Below are 15,817 nucleotides of genomic sequence, written 5' to 3'. Positions count from 1 at the left end.
ATGAAAGACCTCCAAATGCGCGACCTCTCGCGGCTCCTGCGGCCGAAATCCATCGCGGTGATCGGCGGCGGCTGGTCGGTCGCGGTGATCAAGCAATCCCTGCGCATGGGTTTTGCCGGCGAGATCTGGCCCGTCCACCCGACCCGCGACGAGGTTGCGGGCCTGCCCGCCTTCCGCTCGGTCAACGACCTGCCGAGTGCGCCCGATGTCACCTTCATCGGCGTGAACCGTGACGCCACGATCGAGGTCGTGCGCGATCTCGCGGCGCGCGGCGCGGGCGGGGCGGTCTGTTTCGCCTCGGGCTTTGCCGAGGTGGCCGACGGGGCCGAGCGCACCGAGGCCCTGCTGCGCAATGCCGGCACCATGCCGGTGCTGGGGCCCAATTGCTACGGCTTCATCAACTATCTCGACGGCGCGCTTTTGTGGCCCGACCAGCACGGCGGCACGCGCGTCGAAAGCGGTGTCGCGATCATCGCGCAAAGCTCGAACATCGCGATCAACCTGTCGATGCAGCAGCGCGGCCTGCCTTTGGCCTATGTGCTGACGGCCGGCAATCAGGCGCAAACCGGCCTTTCGGGGCTGGCGGATGCGGTGCTTGACGACCCGCGCGTCACCGCTTTGGGTCTCCATATCGAGGGCTTCGACGATCTCGAAAAGCTGCAGGCGGTCTTTGCCAAGGCGCGCGCGCGGCGCATTCCGGTGGTGGCGATCAAGGTCGGCACCTCGGCCGCGGCGCAGGCGATGACCATGTCGCATACCGCCTCGCTTTCGGGGGCGGATGCGCTGGCGGATGCGTTTTTCGCGCGGGTGGGCGTGGCCCGCGCCCGCTCGCTCGACGAATTCGTCGAGACGCTGAAACTGCTGCATGTCCTCGGCCCCTCGCCCGATGCGACGCTTGGGTCGATGAGCTGCTCGGGCGGCGAGGCGTCCCTCGTGGGCGATCTCGCCGAGGCCAACGGCATGGATCTGCGCCCGCTGACCGACAGCGATGCGATCCGCGTCAAAGCCACGCTGTCGGATATGGTCACGATCTCGAACCCGCTCGATTACCACACGTTCATCTGGGGCGACGCGGCCAAGATGCAGGCGACCTACAGCGCCTTTCTGGCCAGCGGCTACGGGCTGTCCATGCTGGTGATCGACATCCCGCGCGCGGACCGCTGCGAGGATAACGGCAGCTATGCCGCGGTCGAGGCGGCGCTGGCGGCGGGCAAGGCCTCGGGCCAACGGTTCGCGCTGGTGTCCAGCCTGCCCGAGAACATGCCCGAGGCCCTGACCGCCAAGATCATGGAAGCGGGGATCGCCCCCTTGATGGGCCTTGAAAGCGCGATCCGCGCCGCGCGTCACGCCGCCGATATCGGCGCGGCATGGGCTCGCCCCGAACCCGCGCCGTTGTCCCTGCCCGAAACCGGTGAGGCCCTGCCCGCTTTGGACGAATGGCGCTCCAAAGAGGCCCTTCGCGCCATCGGCATCCCGACGCCCAAGGGGGTTTTGGCCGACGACGCGACCGAGGCATGGAAAAAGGCCGAAGAGATCGGCTTTCCCGTCGTGCTCAAGGGCGTGGGCGAGCATCTGCTCCACAAGACCGAAATGGGCGCGGTCGCGGTCAATCTGAAAACCCCCGAGGATGTCGCGGCTGCCGCCTTCCGCATGAGCGGCCTCGATTGCCGCTTCCTGATCGAGGAAATGGCGCAGGATATCGTGGCCGAGCTGATTGTGGGCCTGTCGCGCGATCCGCTGTTCGGGCTGTTTCTGACCATCGGTGCGGGCGGGATTTTCGTGGAAATCATGCAGGATTCCCGCGCGCTTTTGCTGCCCGCCTCGCGCGGAGATATCCGCGCAGCCCTGATGTCGCTGCGCATCGCCCCGATCCTCGAAGGCTATCGCGGCAAGCCCGGCGGCGATATCGAAGCCGCCGTCGATGCCATCGCGCGCTTGGCCGATCATGCCGTCAAAAGCGGCGACAAGATCGAGGAGTTGGACATCAACCCCTTGATGATCCTGCCCAAAGGCGTTCTCGCCGTCGACGCGCTTTTGCGCCCCAGAAAGGTGAACCATGTCTGAAATCGTCAAGACCCGCCGCGACGGAGCCGTGCTCGAGATCACCTTCGACCGGCCCAAGGCCAATGCGATCGGCCAACCCTCCAGCCGCGAATTGGGCGAGGTTTTCGCCGCTTTCCGCGATGATCCCGCGCTGCGCGTCGCGATCTTCACCGGTGGCGGCGACAAGTTCTTCTCGGCGGGTTGGGATCTCAACGAGGCGGCCGATGCCGGCGGCTCGGGCTATGTCGCCGATTACGGCGTCGGCGGCGTCTACGGCTTTTCCGAGCTGGAGGGCCTCAACAAACCCGTCATCTGCGCGGTGAACGGCTATGCGATCGGCGCGGGTTTCGAGATCCTGCTTTCGGCCGATTTCGTCATCGCCGCCGAAAACGCGCAATGCTGGCTGCCCGAGACGACCCTTGGCGTTCTGCCTGATGTCGGCTCGTTCGTTTTGCCGAAAATGCTGCCCAAAGTCGTCGCGAACGAGGTCCTTTACGGCGGCAAAACCCTTGAGCCCGCCGATCTTCTGCGCTGGGGCCTGGCCAATCAGGTCGTGCCCAAAGGCGGCGCGATGGAGGCCGCGCGCGATCTTGCGCGGCGCATCCTGCGTTCGGCCCCTCTCTCGGTCGAGGCCGCCAAGGAGACCGTGCGTCTGGCCGAAAAGAACACCCTGCGCGAAAGCTATGCCGCGATGCGGGCGGGCGGCTTTCCGGCCTTCCAGCGCCTGATGGAAAGCGAGGACGCCCTCGAAGGGCCGCGCGCCGCAGTCGAAAAGCGCGATCCGGTCTGGAAGGGACGCTAGTCCCCAGCCCGACGACAAGGCCCCGCAGCCTGCGCCCAAACCCGCCGATCCGGTCTGCCCCCAAGGGCTGGCCGCCCCCTTTTGCACCCTGAAAGGCCCGCCCCGTGACAATTGCCGTGACAACTGCCGCCAAAACCCTTGCCAGCTATCTGATCGAAAGCCTTGCCGCTTACGGGGTCGATACCGTCTTCGGCATTCCGGGCGTCCATACGGTCGAGCTGTACCGCAGCCTGCCCGACAGCGGCATCCGCCATGTCACGCCCCGCCACGAACAGGGCGCGGGATTTATGGCGGACGGCTATGCGCGGGCCTCGGGGCGGGTCGGCGTGTGTTTTACCATCACCGGCCCCGGCCTGACCAATATCGCGACGGCCATGGCGCAGGCCTATGGCGATTCCGTTCCGATGCTGGTGATTTCGTCGGTCAATGCGCGCGGGCGGATGGGTTCGGGTGCGGGCTGGCTGCACGAGCTGCCCAACCAGCAGGCCTTCGCGCGCGAGGTCTCGGCCTTCAGCCAGACCATCCTCACGCCCGAGGATCTGCCGGTCGCCCTTGCCCGCGCCTTCGCGATTTTCGCCTCCGCCCGCCCGCGCCCCGTCCATATCGAGATCCCGATGGATGTCATGGCGCTCGATGCAGGCGCGCTGGCTGCCGTCAAACCGCAGGCAATCCCCGCCCCGCCGATGGCCGCGCCCGAGGCTTTGGCGCAGGCCGCGACCCTGCTCGGGAAGGCGCGCCGCCCGCTCATCCTTGCAGGCGGCGGCGCGATTGCTGCGGGGTCCGAGCTGACCGCGCTTGCCGAAAAGCTGTCCGCGCCTGTTGTTTCCACCGTGAACGGACGCGGGCTTTTGCCGCAAGACCACCCCCTCAACCTCAGCGCCAGCCCCTCGATCGAGGCGGTGCGCGAGCTGATGAAAGCCGCCGATTGCATCCTCGCGGTCGGGACCGAATGCGGGCCGACCGATTACGACATGTATGTCACCGGCTATCCAAAGCTTGCCGCGCGCTTCATCCGCCTCGATATAGACCCCGAACAGGCGATGCGGGGTTTCATGCCCGATCTTGCGCTGATCGGCGCGGCACAGCCGAGCCTTGCCGCGCTTTTGCCCCTGATCGCCCCCGCCGCGCCGCGCGATCACGGCGCCTTGCCCGCGCTGCGCAGTCGCATCCGCGCCGAATTGCCCGCGATCCTGCAGGCCGGTTGCGCCGTGGTCGAAGAAATCCGCGACACGCTGCCCGACCTGCCGATTGTCGGGGACTCGACCCAAGCCGTCTATGGCGCGAACCTCGATTACGCGGCCCCCGCGCCACGGCTGTATTTCGGCTCGGCCACGGGTTTCGGCACGCTCGGCTACGCTTTGCCCGCAGCAATCGGGGCGACATTGGCGACGGGGCGGCCCGCGCTTGCGCTTTGCGGCGATGGCGGGCTGCAATTCACGCTGCCCGAACTCGCGGTTGCGCGCGAATTGAACCTGCCGCTCATCGTGCTGATCTGGAACAATTCCGGCTACCGCGAAATCAAGACCTCGATGATCGACATGGGCGTGGAGCCGATCGGCGTCGATATCTTCACGCCCGACTTCGCCGCTCTGGCCGAGGGCTTCGGCTGTGCCGTGATCCGCGCGGAAAAACGCTCCGACCTGCCGGCGCTTTTGCGCGCGGCTGTGGCGCGCGGCGGCCCGAGCGTGATCGAGATCACCGAAGATGTGGTCGTGGAAAACGCCTGAAGCCCCGCCCGAAGGCGCGCGGGATTGACAGGACGGCGCGGGCGGTAGAGGGCTGGCCGCGCATAAGAGGGAGACCGGCCATGTCGCGCAAACCGGCACTGTTCGCGGCGCTTGCCGCGCTGGTTTCGGCCCTTCTCGCGGCCGGATATGTCCTGCGCGATGCCCCCCGCATCCGGCAGGGCGCAGCGCTTTATCAAAGCCATTGCGCCTCCTGTCACGGCGCGGACCTCGAGGGGCAGCCCGATTGGCAGATCCCCGACGACAACGGCATTCTGCCCGCCCCGCCCCATGATGCGAGCGGGCATACATGGCATCACGGGGATGCCATGCTGCGCGATTACATCCGCCTTGGCGGACAGGCCGTGCTGGACGATCTGGGGGCCAACTCGCGCTCGGGGATGCCCGCTTTCGGGGAAACCCTGAGCGCGGAGGAGATCGACGCGATCCTCGCCTTCATCAAATCGGGCTGGCCCGCCGATCTGCGCCGCCATCAGGCCAAGGCAAGCCGGCCTAATTGATGCCGTTCTCGCGCTGGAGCATGCGGATATAGGCGATGATCGCCGAAAGATCGGCATCCGAGACTCCCTCGACCGGAGGCATGTCGCCGAAGGGCCAGTGGTGGGCGCGAACGCCCTGACGCGCGGCCATGACAAAGGCCATATCGCCGTGATGGCCCGGCTCGTAGACCGGATGGACCAGAGGCGGGGCGACCCCCATCCGGCCCGCCGCATCCGTGCCGTGGCAGGACGCGCAATTGGCCTCGAAGGCGGTTTTGCCGGCCAAGGCCGCGGCGTCGAGATCGGCGGGAACCGCAACCTCGACCATCCTTGCGCCCTCTTGCGGCGTCCGGGCATTGGCACTTTCGTCCGCACGCTGGGTCACATACCAGATTGCCGCGGCAGAGGCGGCAAGACCGCCGATAACAAGCAGTTTCTTCATCATATCACCTTAGGGTCCCGCACAGGATCGACGCCTTGCGGGATATGGAAAGGGAGAGCGGACAGACTGTCCCCAAAGGCGCCTGCCCTGCAGCTTGTGCCCTGTTCAGGCGATCCCTCTCCGGGGCGGAGGCAGCACCGGCCCCTCGCCGCGTCCTTCGGGCAAGGCCGCAAGGCAGGGCGGCAGCAAGACCCGCGCGAGGCACGCAGGCGCACCGGAATGCGGGGGCGGCAGCGGCTCCATCCCGCCTGCGCAAAGCGTGGCGCAGGCAAGCCCGTGGCCGCCGCCTTCGCCCTGCTGCGGTACGGCCCGCGCACCGCCTGTTCCCTCGGGCACCCCCGTATGCAGGCCCGATGCGTCGCGGCCCGCCACGGCGCAGCACGCATGCGCCGCCGCGCCCTCGCCACCGGCAAGGACCTCGGGCAGCATCGCGCCCGCACGGGGCGCCCAGAGCAGCAGGGTCGCAACCACCAGGAGGCTCACCAGCGCTTGCAGCAGCGAACCCGTCGCATCACGTCGGGGCTGTGATCGGAGCAATGCCGAAAGAGGGCTGGCCGGAGGCGCGGATATCGTCATCTGGCGGAACCTAGCCGCGCAGGCAGCCGACCGCAACGCCCCGCCCCGACAGGCGGCCAAGGCCCCCCGCGCCGGTCTCGCACCCGTTCAGCCAATTGTGATTTGACCCCGCCACAACCTGCGGGCAAGCAAAGTCCCGCCGAGAGAGAGACGTTCTTTTCCAACAGTGTTGACGTTTTTCCCTCGACATATGCAATCCACACATTCCGGCACCAAACCGATCGGCGCGGTTCGTGTCACGATTATCTGCCAGGCGGAGTAAAAGCCCTGACCCAGCCAGCGAAACAGCAAAGCGCAGCGGATCTGACGCATTTTCTCGACCGGGGCCTCTCGGGCGAGGATCTGGGCTGGTCGCGGTCGGGCCGGATGATCGCCTCCTATCTGCGCGACAACTGGCACAACCTTGCCTTCGAGACCGGCGCCTCGATCGCCTCGGCGCTGGAAGTCAGCGAGATGACGGTGATCCGCTTCATCCGCCAGATCGGCTTTGCCAATCTCAAGGACTTCAAAGAGGCGCTCAAGACCGCCGAGGCCCCCGATGCCTCCATGCCCGCGCTGGTCATTTCCGGTCAGGCGAAGCTGCCCCATCTGGCCAATCAGGCGATGGACGACCGGCTTCAGGCAGAGATCCAGGCCATTGCGGAGGCCTACCGGCTGACCACTTTGCCGCGCTGGACGATCTGCACCAACCAGCTTGCCGAATGCGAATTCGTCAGCGTCATCGGCTTTCACGCGGCCAAGGGGCTCGGGCTCGATTTCGCGACGCGGCTGCAATATGTGCGCCCGCAGGTCCGCGGCTTTTACGACCAATCGGCGCTTTGCACCGAGATCCTCGATCTCGCGGGGCGCAGCCATTGCCTCGTGCTCATCGATACTTTCCCCTATTCGCGCAAAAGCATCCTGCTGGCGCAACAGGCGCGCCAGAACGGCACGCCGCTGATCGTCATTTCCGACAATCTGACCAATTGGGGCTATGACTACACCGAGATGGTGCTTCAGGCGGCGACCAGTCTGCCCGACGGCCAAAGCTCTGCTGCCTCTCTGGCGGTCGTGCTGTCGCTGCTGACCTCCAGCACCGCGCGCAAGATCGGTGCAGCCGCGACCGAACGCGGACGCTTCATGCGCCAGATGGAGGGCCATTTCGACGAGGTCCGCCGTCCCCAGCCGCAACGCGGCCAGCAACGCGATTTCGACTTCACGAGCTGAGCACGCCCGCTACCACGAACCATTGAGCCGCGCTTCGACCAGATCGATCTCGCGGATGAGGCGGGCGCCGACTTCTTCGGGCAGGGCGCGACCGCGCATGCGCTTGACGATCTCGGCCCGCTCTGCCGCAATGCCCGCCAGCCAGAGCTGACGCTCGATCTGCTGGAACTGCTTGCTCTTTTCGTCGCCCGAGGTTTCGTAATGCGATAGCCGCGCCAGACGGTCGCGGTAGATCTCCATGACGCGGGCGACGGCACTGGTGTAGATTTCGGCATTGCCACCCGCCTCGCCCAGCTTTTGCTGCATCGCCTCCACCGCGCGAATGGCGGCCTCGGCACCGGCACGGCGCGCGGCATCCTCTTCGCGCTCGTGCAAAGGTTCGGGCGGCAGGGTCAGGCCCTTCATCAGGACCGGCATGCCGATGCTCGCCAGAACCAGCGAGCCGATGATCACCCCCGCTGCCAGAAACACCGCAAGATCGCGCGCCGGAAAGGCCGAGCCATCGGGCAAAAGCAAGGGCAGCGTCAGGATGCCGGCCAAAGTCACCGTCCCCCGCACCCCTGCCAAAGCGGTGACGCCGACCAGCCGCCAGCTCGGGATTTGCGCCTTTTTTCCGCCCTCGCGGTATAGCGTCAACCAGAACGAGACCCAGACCCAGAGATAGCGCAGCACCACCAGCGCGACATTGATCGCCAGCACATAGACCAAAAGCCAAAGCGGCTCGTGGTGGCCCGCCTCGGTCACGGCCTTGACCGCGCTGTCGATGATCTTGGGAAGCTGTTCGCCCAAGAGCACGAAGATGACGCCGTTCAGCGTGAAGAGCACCGTGTCCCAGACCACCGCGCGCCGCATCCGCGTGCTGACCTGCGCCTGTCCCGATTGCTCGTGAAAGCTCATGACGATGCCCGCCGCCACGGCCGCGAGAATGCCCGAGGCTTCGATCTTCTCAGCGAGGATATAGGCGGCAAAGGGGATCATCAGGCTGATGAGGATCTCGGGGCCGGTTTCTTCGCCATAGCGGCGCGCAAGGGCGGATTTGACGGAATTCACCGCCGTCGCCACCCCTGCCCCCGAAGCGACCCCGCCGAGCACCAGCCACACAAAAGTCATGGTCGCATCGCCCAGCGAAAACGCCCCCGTCATCGCGGCGGCAACAGCAAAGCGCATGCAGACAAGGCCCGAGGCATCGTTCAAAAGCGCTTCGCCATCAAGGATATGCTGGAGCCGTTTGGGCATCGGGACATTGGGCGCAATCGCGCTGACCGCGACCGGATCGGTCGGCGACAGGATCGCGGCCAGCGCAAAAGCCACCGCCAGCGGCATGGCGGGAATCATCCAGTGGATGAACAGCCCGACCCCGAGCACCGTGAAGACCACCAGACCGAAGGCCAGGGCGGCGATGGTTCGCCGGTCGCGCAACAGCCCCTCTTTGGGGATGCGCCAGCCGTCGAGAAACAGCAAAGGCGGCAGGAACAGTAGGAAGAAGACATCGGGATCGAGCGAGATCCCGAGATCGGTCAATCCCGCCAGCAACGCCCCGAGCGCGATCTGCACCAAAGGCAGGGGCAGCGGCAGAATGGAGATGACCACCCTGCTCAGGATCACCGCGACCAAGAGCATCAAGATCATCGAAATCACATCCATCGGCGCGCCTTCTTCTGCCCTCGCACCGCCAGATTAACCTGCCCTTCGGGGAATGGGCAGGGCTTTTGTTCCTTTTGCTTGCGCCCCTCGGCCGAAGTTGATCGTCCTCCTGCCGCGGGGCTTTCTCTCTGCGCTTTCGCTATTCGGGCAATGCCACCGGCCCGAGCGTGGCCCAAAGATCCCCCGGCCCCGGATTGTCGGCATGGCTGGTTCCGCCCAGATGGGTCATGACGCCCCAGACCGCGTTCAGCGCCGTCTGCACCGCGCCCTCGACCCAAGCCGGCGTCCAGCTGATCCCGTCACCGGCAAGGAAGATGCCGCGCTGCTCTTTGGGCATCTGACCCTGCATGAAATGGCCGTACATGCGCAGGTTATAGCGGTAATGGCCCGGCAGCGCGCCTTTGAAGGCGCCGAGGAAGTTCTCGTCCGCCTCCCAGCTGACGCAGATCGGATTGCCGCGGATATGGCTGCGGATATCGACGCCGGGGTAGATCTTGTCCAAAGCGGTCAGCGCCAGCTCGACCCGCTTTTCGCACGACAGCGGCAGCACCTTGAGCGCGTCCGTCATCCACGAATAGCTCAGGCAGATCACGGCGGGTTTGTCGGGGCCGTTGTCGAAGAAATAGCTGCCGCGCGTCAGCCGGTCGGTCAGCGTCATCGACAACAGCGGGCGGCCGGTGGCGGGGTCGATATCCTTCCAGAAGGGGCGGTCGACCATGACGAAAGTCTTCGCCGCCTGCATGTAGCGCGTGCGGTCCAGTGCCATCCAGAGCTTCTGGTCGAATATCTCTTCGTCGACGGCGACCGAGGTCGTCAGCAGATGGCTTTGGCAGGTCACCAGCACCGCCGCGTAATCGCGCGCATTGCCCCATTGATCGGTCACTTTGAATCCGCCGACCGCATTGCGCGCGATCTTGACCGCCCGCCCCAAGGTCGCACCGCCGTTCAGATCGGCCAGCGTCGTGCCCTTGGGCCAATGGGCGCAATCCGCGCTGTGACGCCAAAGCCTGTGGAGCACGTTTTCGACGCCGCCGACGATGTAGCGCTGGTGGTCGTCTAGCTCGAGCAGGTTGACCCGCAGGATTTCCAGCATCGAATTGGGGAAATCGCTGTCCCAGCCGCCGGTGCCGAAACCGACCTGACCAAAGACCTCGCGGTGGCGGAAGCTGAGTGCCTGAAAGGCCTTGGACGAGACGACGAAATCGTAAAATGTCCGCTCGTCCCATTTCTCGACCAAAGGATCCCAGATCGCCTTGAGCCGAACGGTGTCGCGGTCGCGCACGGCCTTTGTCAGGTTCGCGAAGTCGGAATGTTCTTCAAGCGCGGCGCGGTAGGCCACCGCAACCTCGTGGTAAAGCGTGGGCAGATCCTCGAGCCTGCGGGCGAAATGCGTGTCGCCTTCTAGGTCGATCACGGTCGAGCCTGCCGCTTCCGTCAACGGGTTCGGGAAAGGCGCGCTTTCCAGCCCGACCAGATCGACATAGTGGTAAAAGCCGCGCGACGAGACCGGAAAGCGCATCCCCCCCAGTTCGGCGATGACATCCTCGGTACCCTCGAAGGTTTCCGAGCGCAGACGCCCGCCGAATTTGCCGGATTCGTAGAGGATCGGCTTCAGCCCCAGCTTCATCAGCTCGTGCCCCGCGATCACCCCCGCAGCCCCTGCCCCGATCACCGCGATCTCTTGGCCGAAGCGGCTTTCGGGCACATGGCCCAGCCCCGCAGGATGTTTGAGCCAATCATCGTAAGCGAAGGGAAAATCGGGACCAAACGCGGTGACGGGTTTCGGATCGCTCATGTTGCGGGGCTTCCTCTGGGCTTGGGGAAAGGGCTATGCTCTGGGTGGTATTGTGCCCATGACGGAGGCAAAAAGTGAAGCTAGCACTCTGGCAGATGGCGCCAACAGATGGCCGGATTGACGAGACTTTTCAGGCAGTTTGTATGCAGTTGCAGGCAGCGGCCGCTGCAGGCGCGAAAATGCTGGTCCTGCCCGAGCTGGTCTTGCCGGGCTACAACCGCCCCGATCTGCATCAAAGCCTCGCGCAACCTCTGGACGGGGAATGGATCACGCGGCTGCGCGCCATGGCGCAAGAGGCCGGTTGCGGTCTCTGTCTGGGCTGGGCCGAGCGTGACGGCGATGCGGTCTATAATGCGGCGACGACGATCGGGCCGGACGGGACCGTGCTTGCACATTACCGCAAGATCCAGCTTTACGGCCCGATGGAGCAGGCAAGCTTCACCCGTGGCGATGCGCTTTGTCCGGCCTTTACGCTTGCGGGGCTGAAGGCCTCGATGCTGGTCTGCTACGACATCGAATTTCCCGGCCATGCGGCGGCCTTGGCGCGAAGCGGCGTCGATCTTGTCCTCGTGCCAACCGCCAATCCGGTCGGCTTCGAACATGTCCAGCGCGTGCTTGTTCCGGCCCGCGCCCATGAAAACAACGCCGTCGTCGCCTATGCCAATCTGGTCGGGCCCGAGGGCGATCTGACCTTCGGCGGGCTTTCGGTGATCGCGGGACCGGACGGCCAGCCGCTCGCCACGGCAGGCGCGCGCGGCGAGGCTTTGCTGGTGGTCGATCTGGCGGCCGTCGATGCGATCCCGCCCGAGGGGCGTTCGGCACTGGCGCGGGAATATCGCGCAAGCGCGGTGAAGGGATAAGCGCCTCGCGCGGGCGGGTCAGCCCAGCCGCAGCCCCGCCACCACCGATTGGCGAAAGACCCTGATTGCGGGGATCAGCGCAAGGCACAGCCCCGCCGCGACAAGAAGCCCCGCAAGCGCCAGCTCGGGCGGGCCAAGCCGCACCACAAGCGCGATCCCCGTCTGCGCCGATATGATGCGCGAGGCCAGCTCCGACGCGGCCCAGCCCAGCGGCAGCCCCAATAGCGCGCCGCCCACCACCATCACCGCGACATAAAGCCAAACGGTGACGAAAACGAACCGCGCCTCGGCCCCCAAGGCGCGCAGGACCGCGAAACTTTTGCGCTGCAGATCCAGCACCGCAAGCACGCCCGCAAGCACCGCAGTCACGACCAGAACCTGCGCCGCCAATGTCAGCGCCGCCATGATCCGCGCGCCATCGGCCATGACGGCATAAAGCTCGACCAAGGTTTCGGCAGGAAAGAAGGCGGTGGATTCGAGGCTGCGGTATCGCGAGCGCAATCCGTAGGCGGCCGCAATGCTGGCGGGTTTGACGACAATCGCAGGCACTCCGGGCATCAGATCGGCTTGCCAGGGCGGGCCGATCCGCGTCTCGCCCAAGGCATGGCCCGTCCCCATCGCATGGGCCATCCAGACATATTCGACCGGCACGATCACGGCGCGGTCCCAAGGCGTGCCCGTCGGCTTCATCCGGCCGACCACGGTTACATCCTCGTGGAGGTGATCATCGTCGGCGGCATGGCCGTCGTCGGCACCATCGCCCGCGTGATCGGCATCCGCCCCGCCCGCATGATCACCTGCATGGCCGTGGCGAACCGCGAGAGGCGCGCCGATACGGGCCTCGACCAAAGCGCCGACAACCGCCTGATCGATGCGCGTAAAAATCTGCCCTTCGGCCAGCCCTTGGCTCAGGTGGTCGACGAATGCGCTGGTGGTGCCGACAAGGGGAGAGCCCGCCACACTGTCGCCAAGGGCCAGAGGCGCGGCAAAGGCGGCATCGGGATCGCTCAGCACGCGGTGGGCGACGGGGCCGGACAAAAGCTCCACGGCGGTCGGGCGCAGATAGACCGCCGAGAACAGCAGATCGGTCTGGCTGCCCGGCGCCGCGACGATCAGGTCGAACCGGTCCGCCGCCCGCGCAGAACCCTGCCGCAAGGCACGCTCCTGCGCGGTGATCGCGATCCCGAGCCCGACCGCCAGCGCAACCAGCAGTGTGAACAGGATCACGGTCAGCGGATTGCGGGCGAAAAGCGCGCGCAGCACGGGAAAGGGGTTCATCCGCATTGCGCGAGCTTTCCGTGTTCGAGATGCAACCGCCGGTCGGCCAGCGCAACCAGCGCCGGATCATGGCTGGCCGCAATGACCATGCGCCCTTCGCCTCGCGCCAGATCGCGCAGGCTTTGCGCCACGACCTGCCCCGCGGCGGCATCAAGGCTCGCGGTCGGCTCGTCGGCAAAAATCACGGCCGGCTCCGTCAAAAGCGCGCGGGCAAGCGCGGTGCGTTGTTGCTCGCCGCGCGAGAGATCGGCGGTCCGCTTGCGCAGGGGGACGCCGAAATCCGCCAGAAGCGCCTCGGCGCGGGGGCGGTGGTTGCGGGCAGAAAAGGCGGTGAACCAGACCGGCAGAAGGACATTGTCCAAGGGCGACAGCTCGGGCAGCAGGTGGAAATCCTGAAAGAGAAAGCCCGCATGGGCCCGCCGCCAGCGATCGCGCCGCCGTTCCGAGAGCTGCGCCAGATCGGTGCCCGCCCAGTCGATCGCCCCCAGCTGCACGGGCATAAGCCCCGCGAGCAGATAGAGCAGCGTGGTCTTGCCCGAACCCGACGCGCCGGTCAGCACCGTCAATCCTCCGGCGGGCAAAGCGAGATGCGGGATCGCAACCACCGCCGCGCCGCCTTTGAAGCCGTGCGACAGATCGCGAACCGTCAGCACGGGGCCGCGTTCCGCCGCCTTATCTGCAATCACGTTCACAGTTTTTCATAGCGCGTGCCGCGCAGGCGCAGATAGCTGAGAAAGCCGGTGTCGGGGTCTTTTTCAAAGCCTGTCTCGAACCGGCCGGTCGCGCGGACGAGATCGGTGTAGCGCACCGGCTCGACCGGCTTGTCGGTCAGCGCAAGCACGATGTCGTCGGGCCATTGCGCCTCGGTCTCGCAGAAGGGACAGGTCGACATCGGCAGCCGCGTCAGCACGAAAAACGAGATCTCGGGCTTGAGCGGCGGGGCCATATAGCCGGTCATGACGACCTCTTGCCCCGAAAGCGCCACGGTCGCGGGCTGAAGCTCGCGGCCTTTGACATAGAGGTCGCGGAATTTCAGCACGACCGGCGCGGCAAGGGCCAAAGACGGCGCGGCGAAGGGCAAAAGAAGGCCGGCGGCGATCAGATGACGGCGGTTCATGGCATCCTCGGCGTTCGGGAAAGGCGATGCGGGCCCCATCGCAGGACAGGGCCCGCAACCGTTGTTACCTGGCTGCCAAAGCCGCACGGTTCGCGAGATCGGAGGCATGTTCCATGACGTGGAAAACGAGGTTCTGCTCGACCACGCCGTGGAAAAGATGTGCCCAAGGGCCCTGCGCGAAGATCACGACATCATCGCCGGCATGGGTCTCGCTTTCGCCAAGCGGCACCAGAGCCTGCTGGAGAAAATCGATATCGGTCGTGTCGACATTGCTCAGATCGGCGCGCGGCTCGTCAAGTTTCGCGCCCGGCCCGTTCTGGTAACCAAGCGTGGTATAGGGCTTCTTGTCATCCGCCACGCCCGCAATGCCGAGGATCGGATTGTTGCGCTCGGGATAGCCCGCGATCGAGAAGACATGGCTGTGGTCGGCGGTCAGGATGATCAGCGTTTCTGCCGGATCAACCTTGTCGTAGACGGCCTGAACCGCCTCGGCGACGGCGATCGTATCGGTCAGCGCGCGCGCCGCATTGCCCGCGTGATGGGCGTGATCGACGCGCCCGCCTTCGATCATCAGCACGAAACCGTCGGGGTTGGTCGAGAGCAAATCGACGGCTTTCACCGACATTTCCGCCAACGAGGGCTCTCCGCCCGCATCCTTTTCGCGGTCGGCCTCGTATTGCATATGGCTGCGGTTGAAGAGACCGAAAGCATGGCCTGTCTTGGCCGGATCGATGGCGTCAAAGCCTTCCTTGTTCCAGACATAGGCGCCGTCATTGTATTTCTGCTGCCATTCGGCAACCAGATCGCGGCCGTCCTTGCGCGCGCCGGTCTGCTCGGCATTCTCGGGGTCGGCTTGGGATTCGAGCATGAAATTGCCGCGACCGCCGCCGAAGATCACCTCGAAACCATTGCCCGCCGGCCAGTCGATCAGCTGCGCCGCGATATCCTTGCAGCCGCCCGCGACGGCTTCCTCGGGAAGGTCCTTGTCGGCCTCCCAATCGCGGCCCGCAACTTTGGCATAGGTGGCGGCAGGGGTCGCATGGGTGATCCGCGCGGTCGAGACGATGCCGGTCGAAAGACCCGCCGTTTCGGCCAGCTCGAACAGGGTCGTGACCTCGGCGCCCTTCTGGCTTGCGCAATTGTCGGCCGTGACCTTCTGCGTCACGCCGATCGTGCCGTTGAGCGATTTCACACCGGCCACGATCGCGGTGGCGGTCGGAGCGGAATCCGCGACCTGCGCGTCATGGGTGTAGGTCTTCGACAGCGCCGTATAGGGCAAAAGCGCCTCGAACGAGAGGACATTCGATTCCCCGTCCACGCCGCGCAGCTGGCCTTCGTGGATGCGCGAGGCGGTGATCGTCGGCACCGACAGCCCGTCGACCACGAACAGCACGATATTCTTGGCGCGGGTGACGTTTTGCTGCTCGGCAATCTTGCGCGAAAGCTCGGCCTGCGCGGCGGTGAAGTAGGAATCGCCGGACTGGATGATGGTGTCTTGCGCGAAAGCGGCAGTGCTCGCGGCGGTCATGGCCAGAAGCGAGCTGCCCAGAGCCAGCAGGGGCGGAAAAGCGGTCATGTCGATCCTCATCTTCGGTTCGGCCACAGGGCCCTCATCACCCGACTAACCGCACGCCATGTCCGAACGATGACGGAATGGTGACGGCTTCATGTCGAAAGAGCGGGGCGCGTCGCGGGCCGCGGCAGCAGACCGCGAGCCATGCAGCCTCGACATAAGAGCCGTGACCGACCCCGCGACCACCCGACCGCGGCCTTGACCTGCGCCGGATCGAGGCGCACATCTTCCACAACACGCGCCCGATACAGGCAAAT

The 15,817-nt window shown here is 65.7% G+C and carries 14 protein-coding genes; 6 read left to right on the top strand and 8 right to left on the bottom strand.

The window, feature by feature from the left end; translation table 11 throughout:
- The 4 genes from ACFFUC_RS18090 (at position 1) to ACFFUC_RS18075 (ending at position 5,090) form a co-directional block, all read left to right on the top strand.
- Positions 1-2,064 (top strand): acetate--CoA ligase family protein, encoded by a 2,064-nt coding sequence (locus ACFFUC_RS18090; protein WP_377688320.1) that lies wholly within the window; start codon positions 1-3, stop codon positions 2,062-2,064.
- Complete coding sequence (locus ACFFUC_RS18085; protein WP_377688319.1) at positions 2,057-2,845, top strand: enoyl-CoA hydratase-related protein; 789 nt, start codon at positions 2,057-2,059, stop codon at positions 2,843-2,845. The genes ACFFUC_RS18090 and ACFFUC_RS18085 overlap by 8 nt, the downstream gene beginning before the upstream one ends.
- A gap of 104 nt (positions 2,846-2,949) precedes the next feature.
- Complete coding sequence (locus ACFFUC_RS18080) at positions 2,950-4,572, top strand: 5-guanidino-2-oxopentanoate decarboxylase (RefSeq protein ID WP_377688318.1); 1,623 nt, start codon at positions 2,950-2,952, stop codon at positions 4,570-4,572.
- Between the two features lie 80 nt (positions 4,573-4,652).
- Positions 4,653-5,090, top strand: a complete 438-nt coding sequence (locus ACFFUC_RS18075) for a c-type cytochrome (protein WP_377688317.1) — start codon at positions 4,653-4,655, stop codon at positions 5,088-5,090.
- Here the strand turns inward: ACFFUC_RS18075 and ACFFUC_RS18070 are convergent.
- Together ACFFUC_RS18070 and ACFFUC_RS18065 are read right to left on the bottom strand one after the other, a co-directional pair.
- The gene (locus ACFFUC_RS18070; protein WP_377688316.1) at positions 5,083-5,511 is read right to left on the bottom strand and encodes a c-type cytochrome; all 429 of its coding nucleotides are present in this window, start codon (positions 5,509-5,511) and stop codon (positions 5,083-5,085) included. The two genes, ACFFUC_RS18075 and ACFFUC_RS18070, sit on opposite strands and share 8 nt — an antisense overlap.
- 105 nt (positions 5,512-5,616) lie before the next feature.
- Positions 5,617-5,994 carry a hypothetical protein gene (locus ACFFUC_RS18065; protein ID WP_377688315.1) on the bottom strand — a complete coding sequence of 126 codons (378 nt, stop codon included), beginning with the start codon at positions 5,992-5,994 and terminating at the stop codon, positions 5,617-5,619.
- Positions 5,995-6,189: 195 nt separating this feature from the next.
- Here ACFFUC_RS18065 and ACFFUC_RS18060 point away from each other — a divergent pair, with 195 nt between their 5' ends.
- Positions 6,190-7,293 (top strand): MurR/RpiR family transcriptional regulator, encoded by a 1,104-nt coding sequence (locus ACFFUC_RS18060; protein WP_377688314.1) that lies wholly within the window; start codon positions 6,190-6,192, stop codon positions 7,291-7,293.
- A gap of 9 nt (positions 7,294-7,302) precedes the next feature.
- Here ACFFUC_RS18060 and ACFFUC_RS18055 read toward each other — a convergent pair whose 3' ends face one another.
- Both ACFFUC_RS18055 and ACFFUC_RS18050 read right to left on the bottom strand, forming a co-directional pair.
- On the bottom strand, positions 7,303-8,937 hold the full coding sequence (locus ACFFUC_RS18055) for a Na+/H+ antiporter (RefSeq protein WP_377688313.1): 1,635 nt from the start codon (positions 8,935-8,937) through the stop codon (positions 7,303-7,305).
- A 139-nt stretch (positions 8,938-9,076) separates the two neighbouring features.
- Entirely contained in the window at positions 9,077-10,732 is a 1,656-nt protein-coding gene (locus tag ACFFUC_RS18050) for a flavin monoamine oxidase family protein (protein WP_377688312.1), read from the bottom strand.
- A gap of 74 nt (positions 10,733-10,806) precedes the next feature.
- On the opposite strand from ACFFUC_RS18050, the gene ACFFUC_RS18045 reads away from it, so the two are divergent.
- Positions 10,807-11,592, top strand: a complete 786-nt coding sequence (locus ACFFUC_RS18045) for a carbon-nitrogen hydrolase family protein (RefSeq protein ID WP_377688311.1) — start codon at positions 10,807-10,809, stop codon at positions 11,590-11,592.
- Between the two features lie 18 nt (positions 11,593-11,610).
- On the opposite strand, the gene ACFFUC_RS18040 is transcribed toward ACFFUC_RS18045, so the two are convergent.
- The 4 genes from ACFFUC_RS18040 to ACFFUC_RS18025 form a co-directional block, all read right to left on the bottom strand.
- Entirely contained in the window at positions 11,611-12,876 is a 1,266-nt protein-coding gene (locus ACFFUC_RS18040; RefSeq protein ID WP_377688310.1) for an FtsX-like permease family protein, read from the bottom strand.
- Entirely contained in the window at positions 12,867-13,562 is a 696-nt protein-coding gene (locus tag ACFFUC_RS18035; protein WP_377688309.1) for an ABC transporter ATP-binding protein, read from the bottom strand. Before ACFFUC_RS18035 ends, ACFFUC_RS18040 begins: the two co-directional genes overlap by 10 nt.
- Entirely contained in the window at positions 13,559-13,987 is a 429-nt protein-coding gene (locus ACFFUC_RS18030; RefSeq protein WP_377688308.1) for a hypothetical protein, read from the bottom strand. Before ACFFUC_RS18030 ends, ACFFUC_RS18035 begins: the two co-directional genes overlap by 4 nt.
- A gap of 64 nt (positions 13,988-14,051) precedes the next feature.
- On the bottom strand, positions 14,052-15,563 hold the full coding sequence (locus ACFFUC_RS18025) for an alkaline phosphatase (RefSeq protein ID WP_377688307.1): 1,512 nt from the start codon (positions 15,561-15,563) through the stop codon (positions 14,052-14,054).
- Positions 15,564-15,817 lie beyond the last annotated feature (254 nt).

The sequence above is a fragment of the Paracoccus cavernae genome (assembly GCF_042430175.1).
GTDB lineage: Bacteria > Pseudomonadota > Alphaproteobacteria > Rhodobacterales > Rhodobacteraceae > Paracoccus > Paracoccus cavernae.
This window is presented reverse-complemented; position numbering and strand designations above follow the sequence as displayed.

What these genes read in the sequence shown, in the direction of transcription:
- ACFFUC_RS18090 (WP_377688320.1), top strand. Translation starts at nt 1, where the DNA reads ATGAAAGACCTCCAAATGCGCGACCTCTCGCGGCTCCTGCGGCCGAAA.
- ACFFUC_RS18085 (WP_377688319.1), top strand. Translation starts at nt 2,057, where the DNA reads ATGTCTGAAATCGTCAAGACCCGCCGCGACGGAGCCGTGCTCGAGATC.
- ACFFUC_RS18075 (WP_377688317.1), top strand. Translation starts at nt 4,653, where the DNA reads ATGTCGCGCAAACCGGCACTGTTCGCGGCGCTTGCCGCGCTGGTTTCG.
- ACFFUC_RS18070 (WP_377688316.1), bottom strand. Translation starts at nt 5,511, where the DNA reads ATGAAGAAACTGCTTGTTATCGGCGGTCTTGCCGCCTCTGCCGCGGCA.
- ACFFUC_RS18055 (WP_377688313.1), bottom strand. Translation starts at nt 8,937, where the DNA reads ATGGATGTGATTTCGATGATCTTGATGCTCTTGGTCGCGGTGATCCTG.
- ACFFUC_RS18050 (WP_377688312.1), bottom strand. Translation starts at nt 10,732, where the DNA reads ATGAGCGATCCGAAACCCGTCACCGCGTTTGGTCCCGATTTTCCCTTC.
- ACFFUC_RS18040 (WP_377688310.1), bottom strand. Translation starts at nt 12,876, where the DNA reads ATGCGGATGAACCCCTTTCCCGTGCTGCGCGCGCTTTTCGCCCGCAAT.
- ACFFUC_RS18030 (WP_377688308.1), bottom strand. Translation starts at nt 13,987, where the DNA reads ATGAACCGCCGTCATCTGATCGCCGCCGGCCTTCTTTTGCCCTTCGCC.
- ACFFUC_RS18025 (WP_377688307.1), bottom strand. Translation starts at nt 15,563, where the DNA reads ATGACCGCTTTTCCGCCCCTGCTGGCTCTGGGCAGCTCGCTTCTGGCC.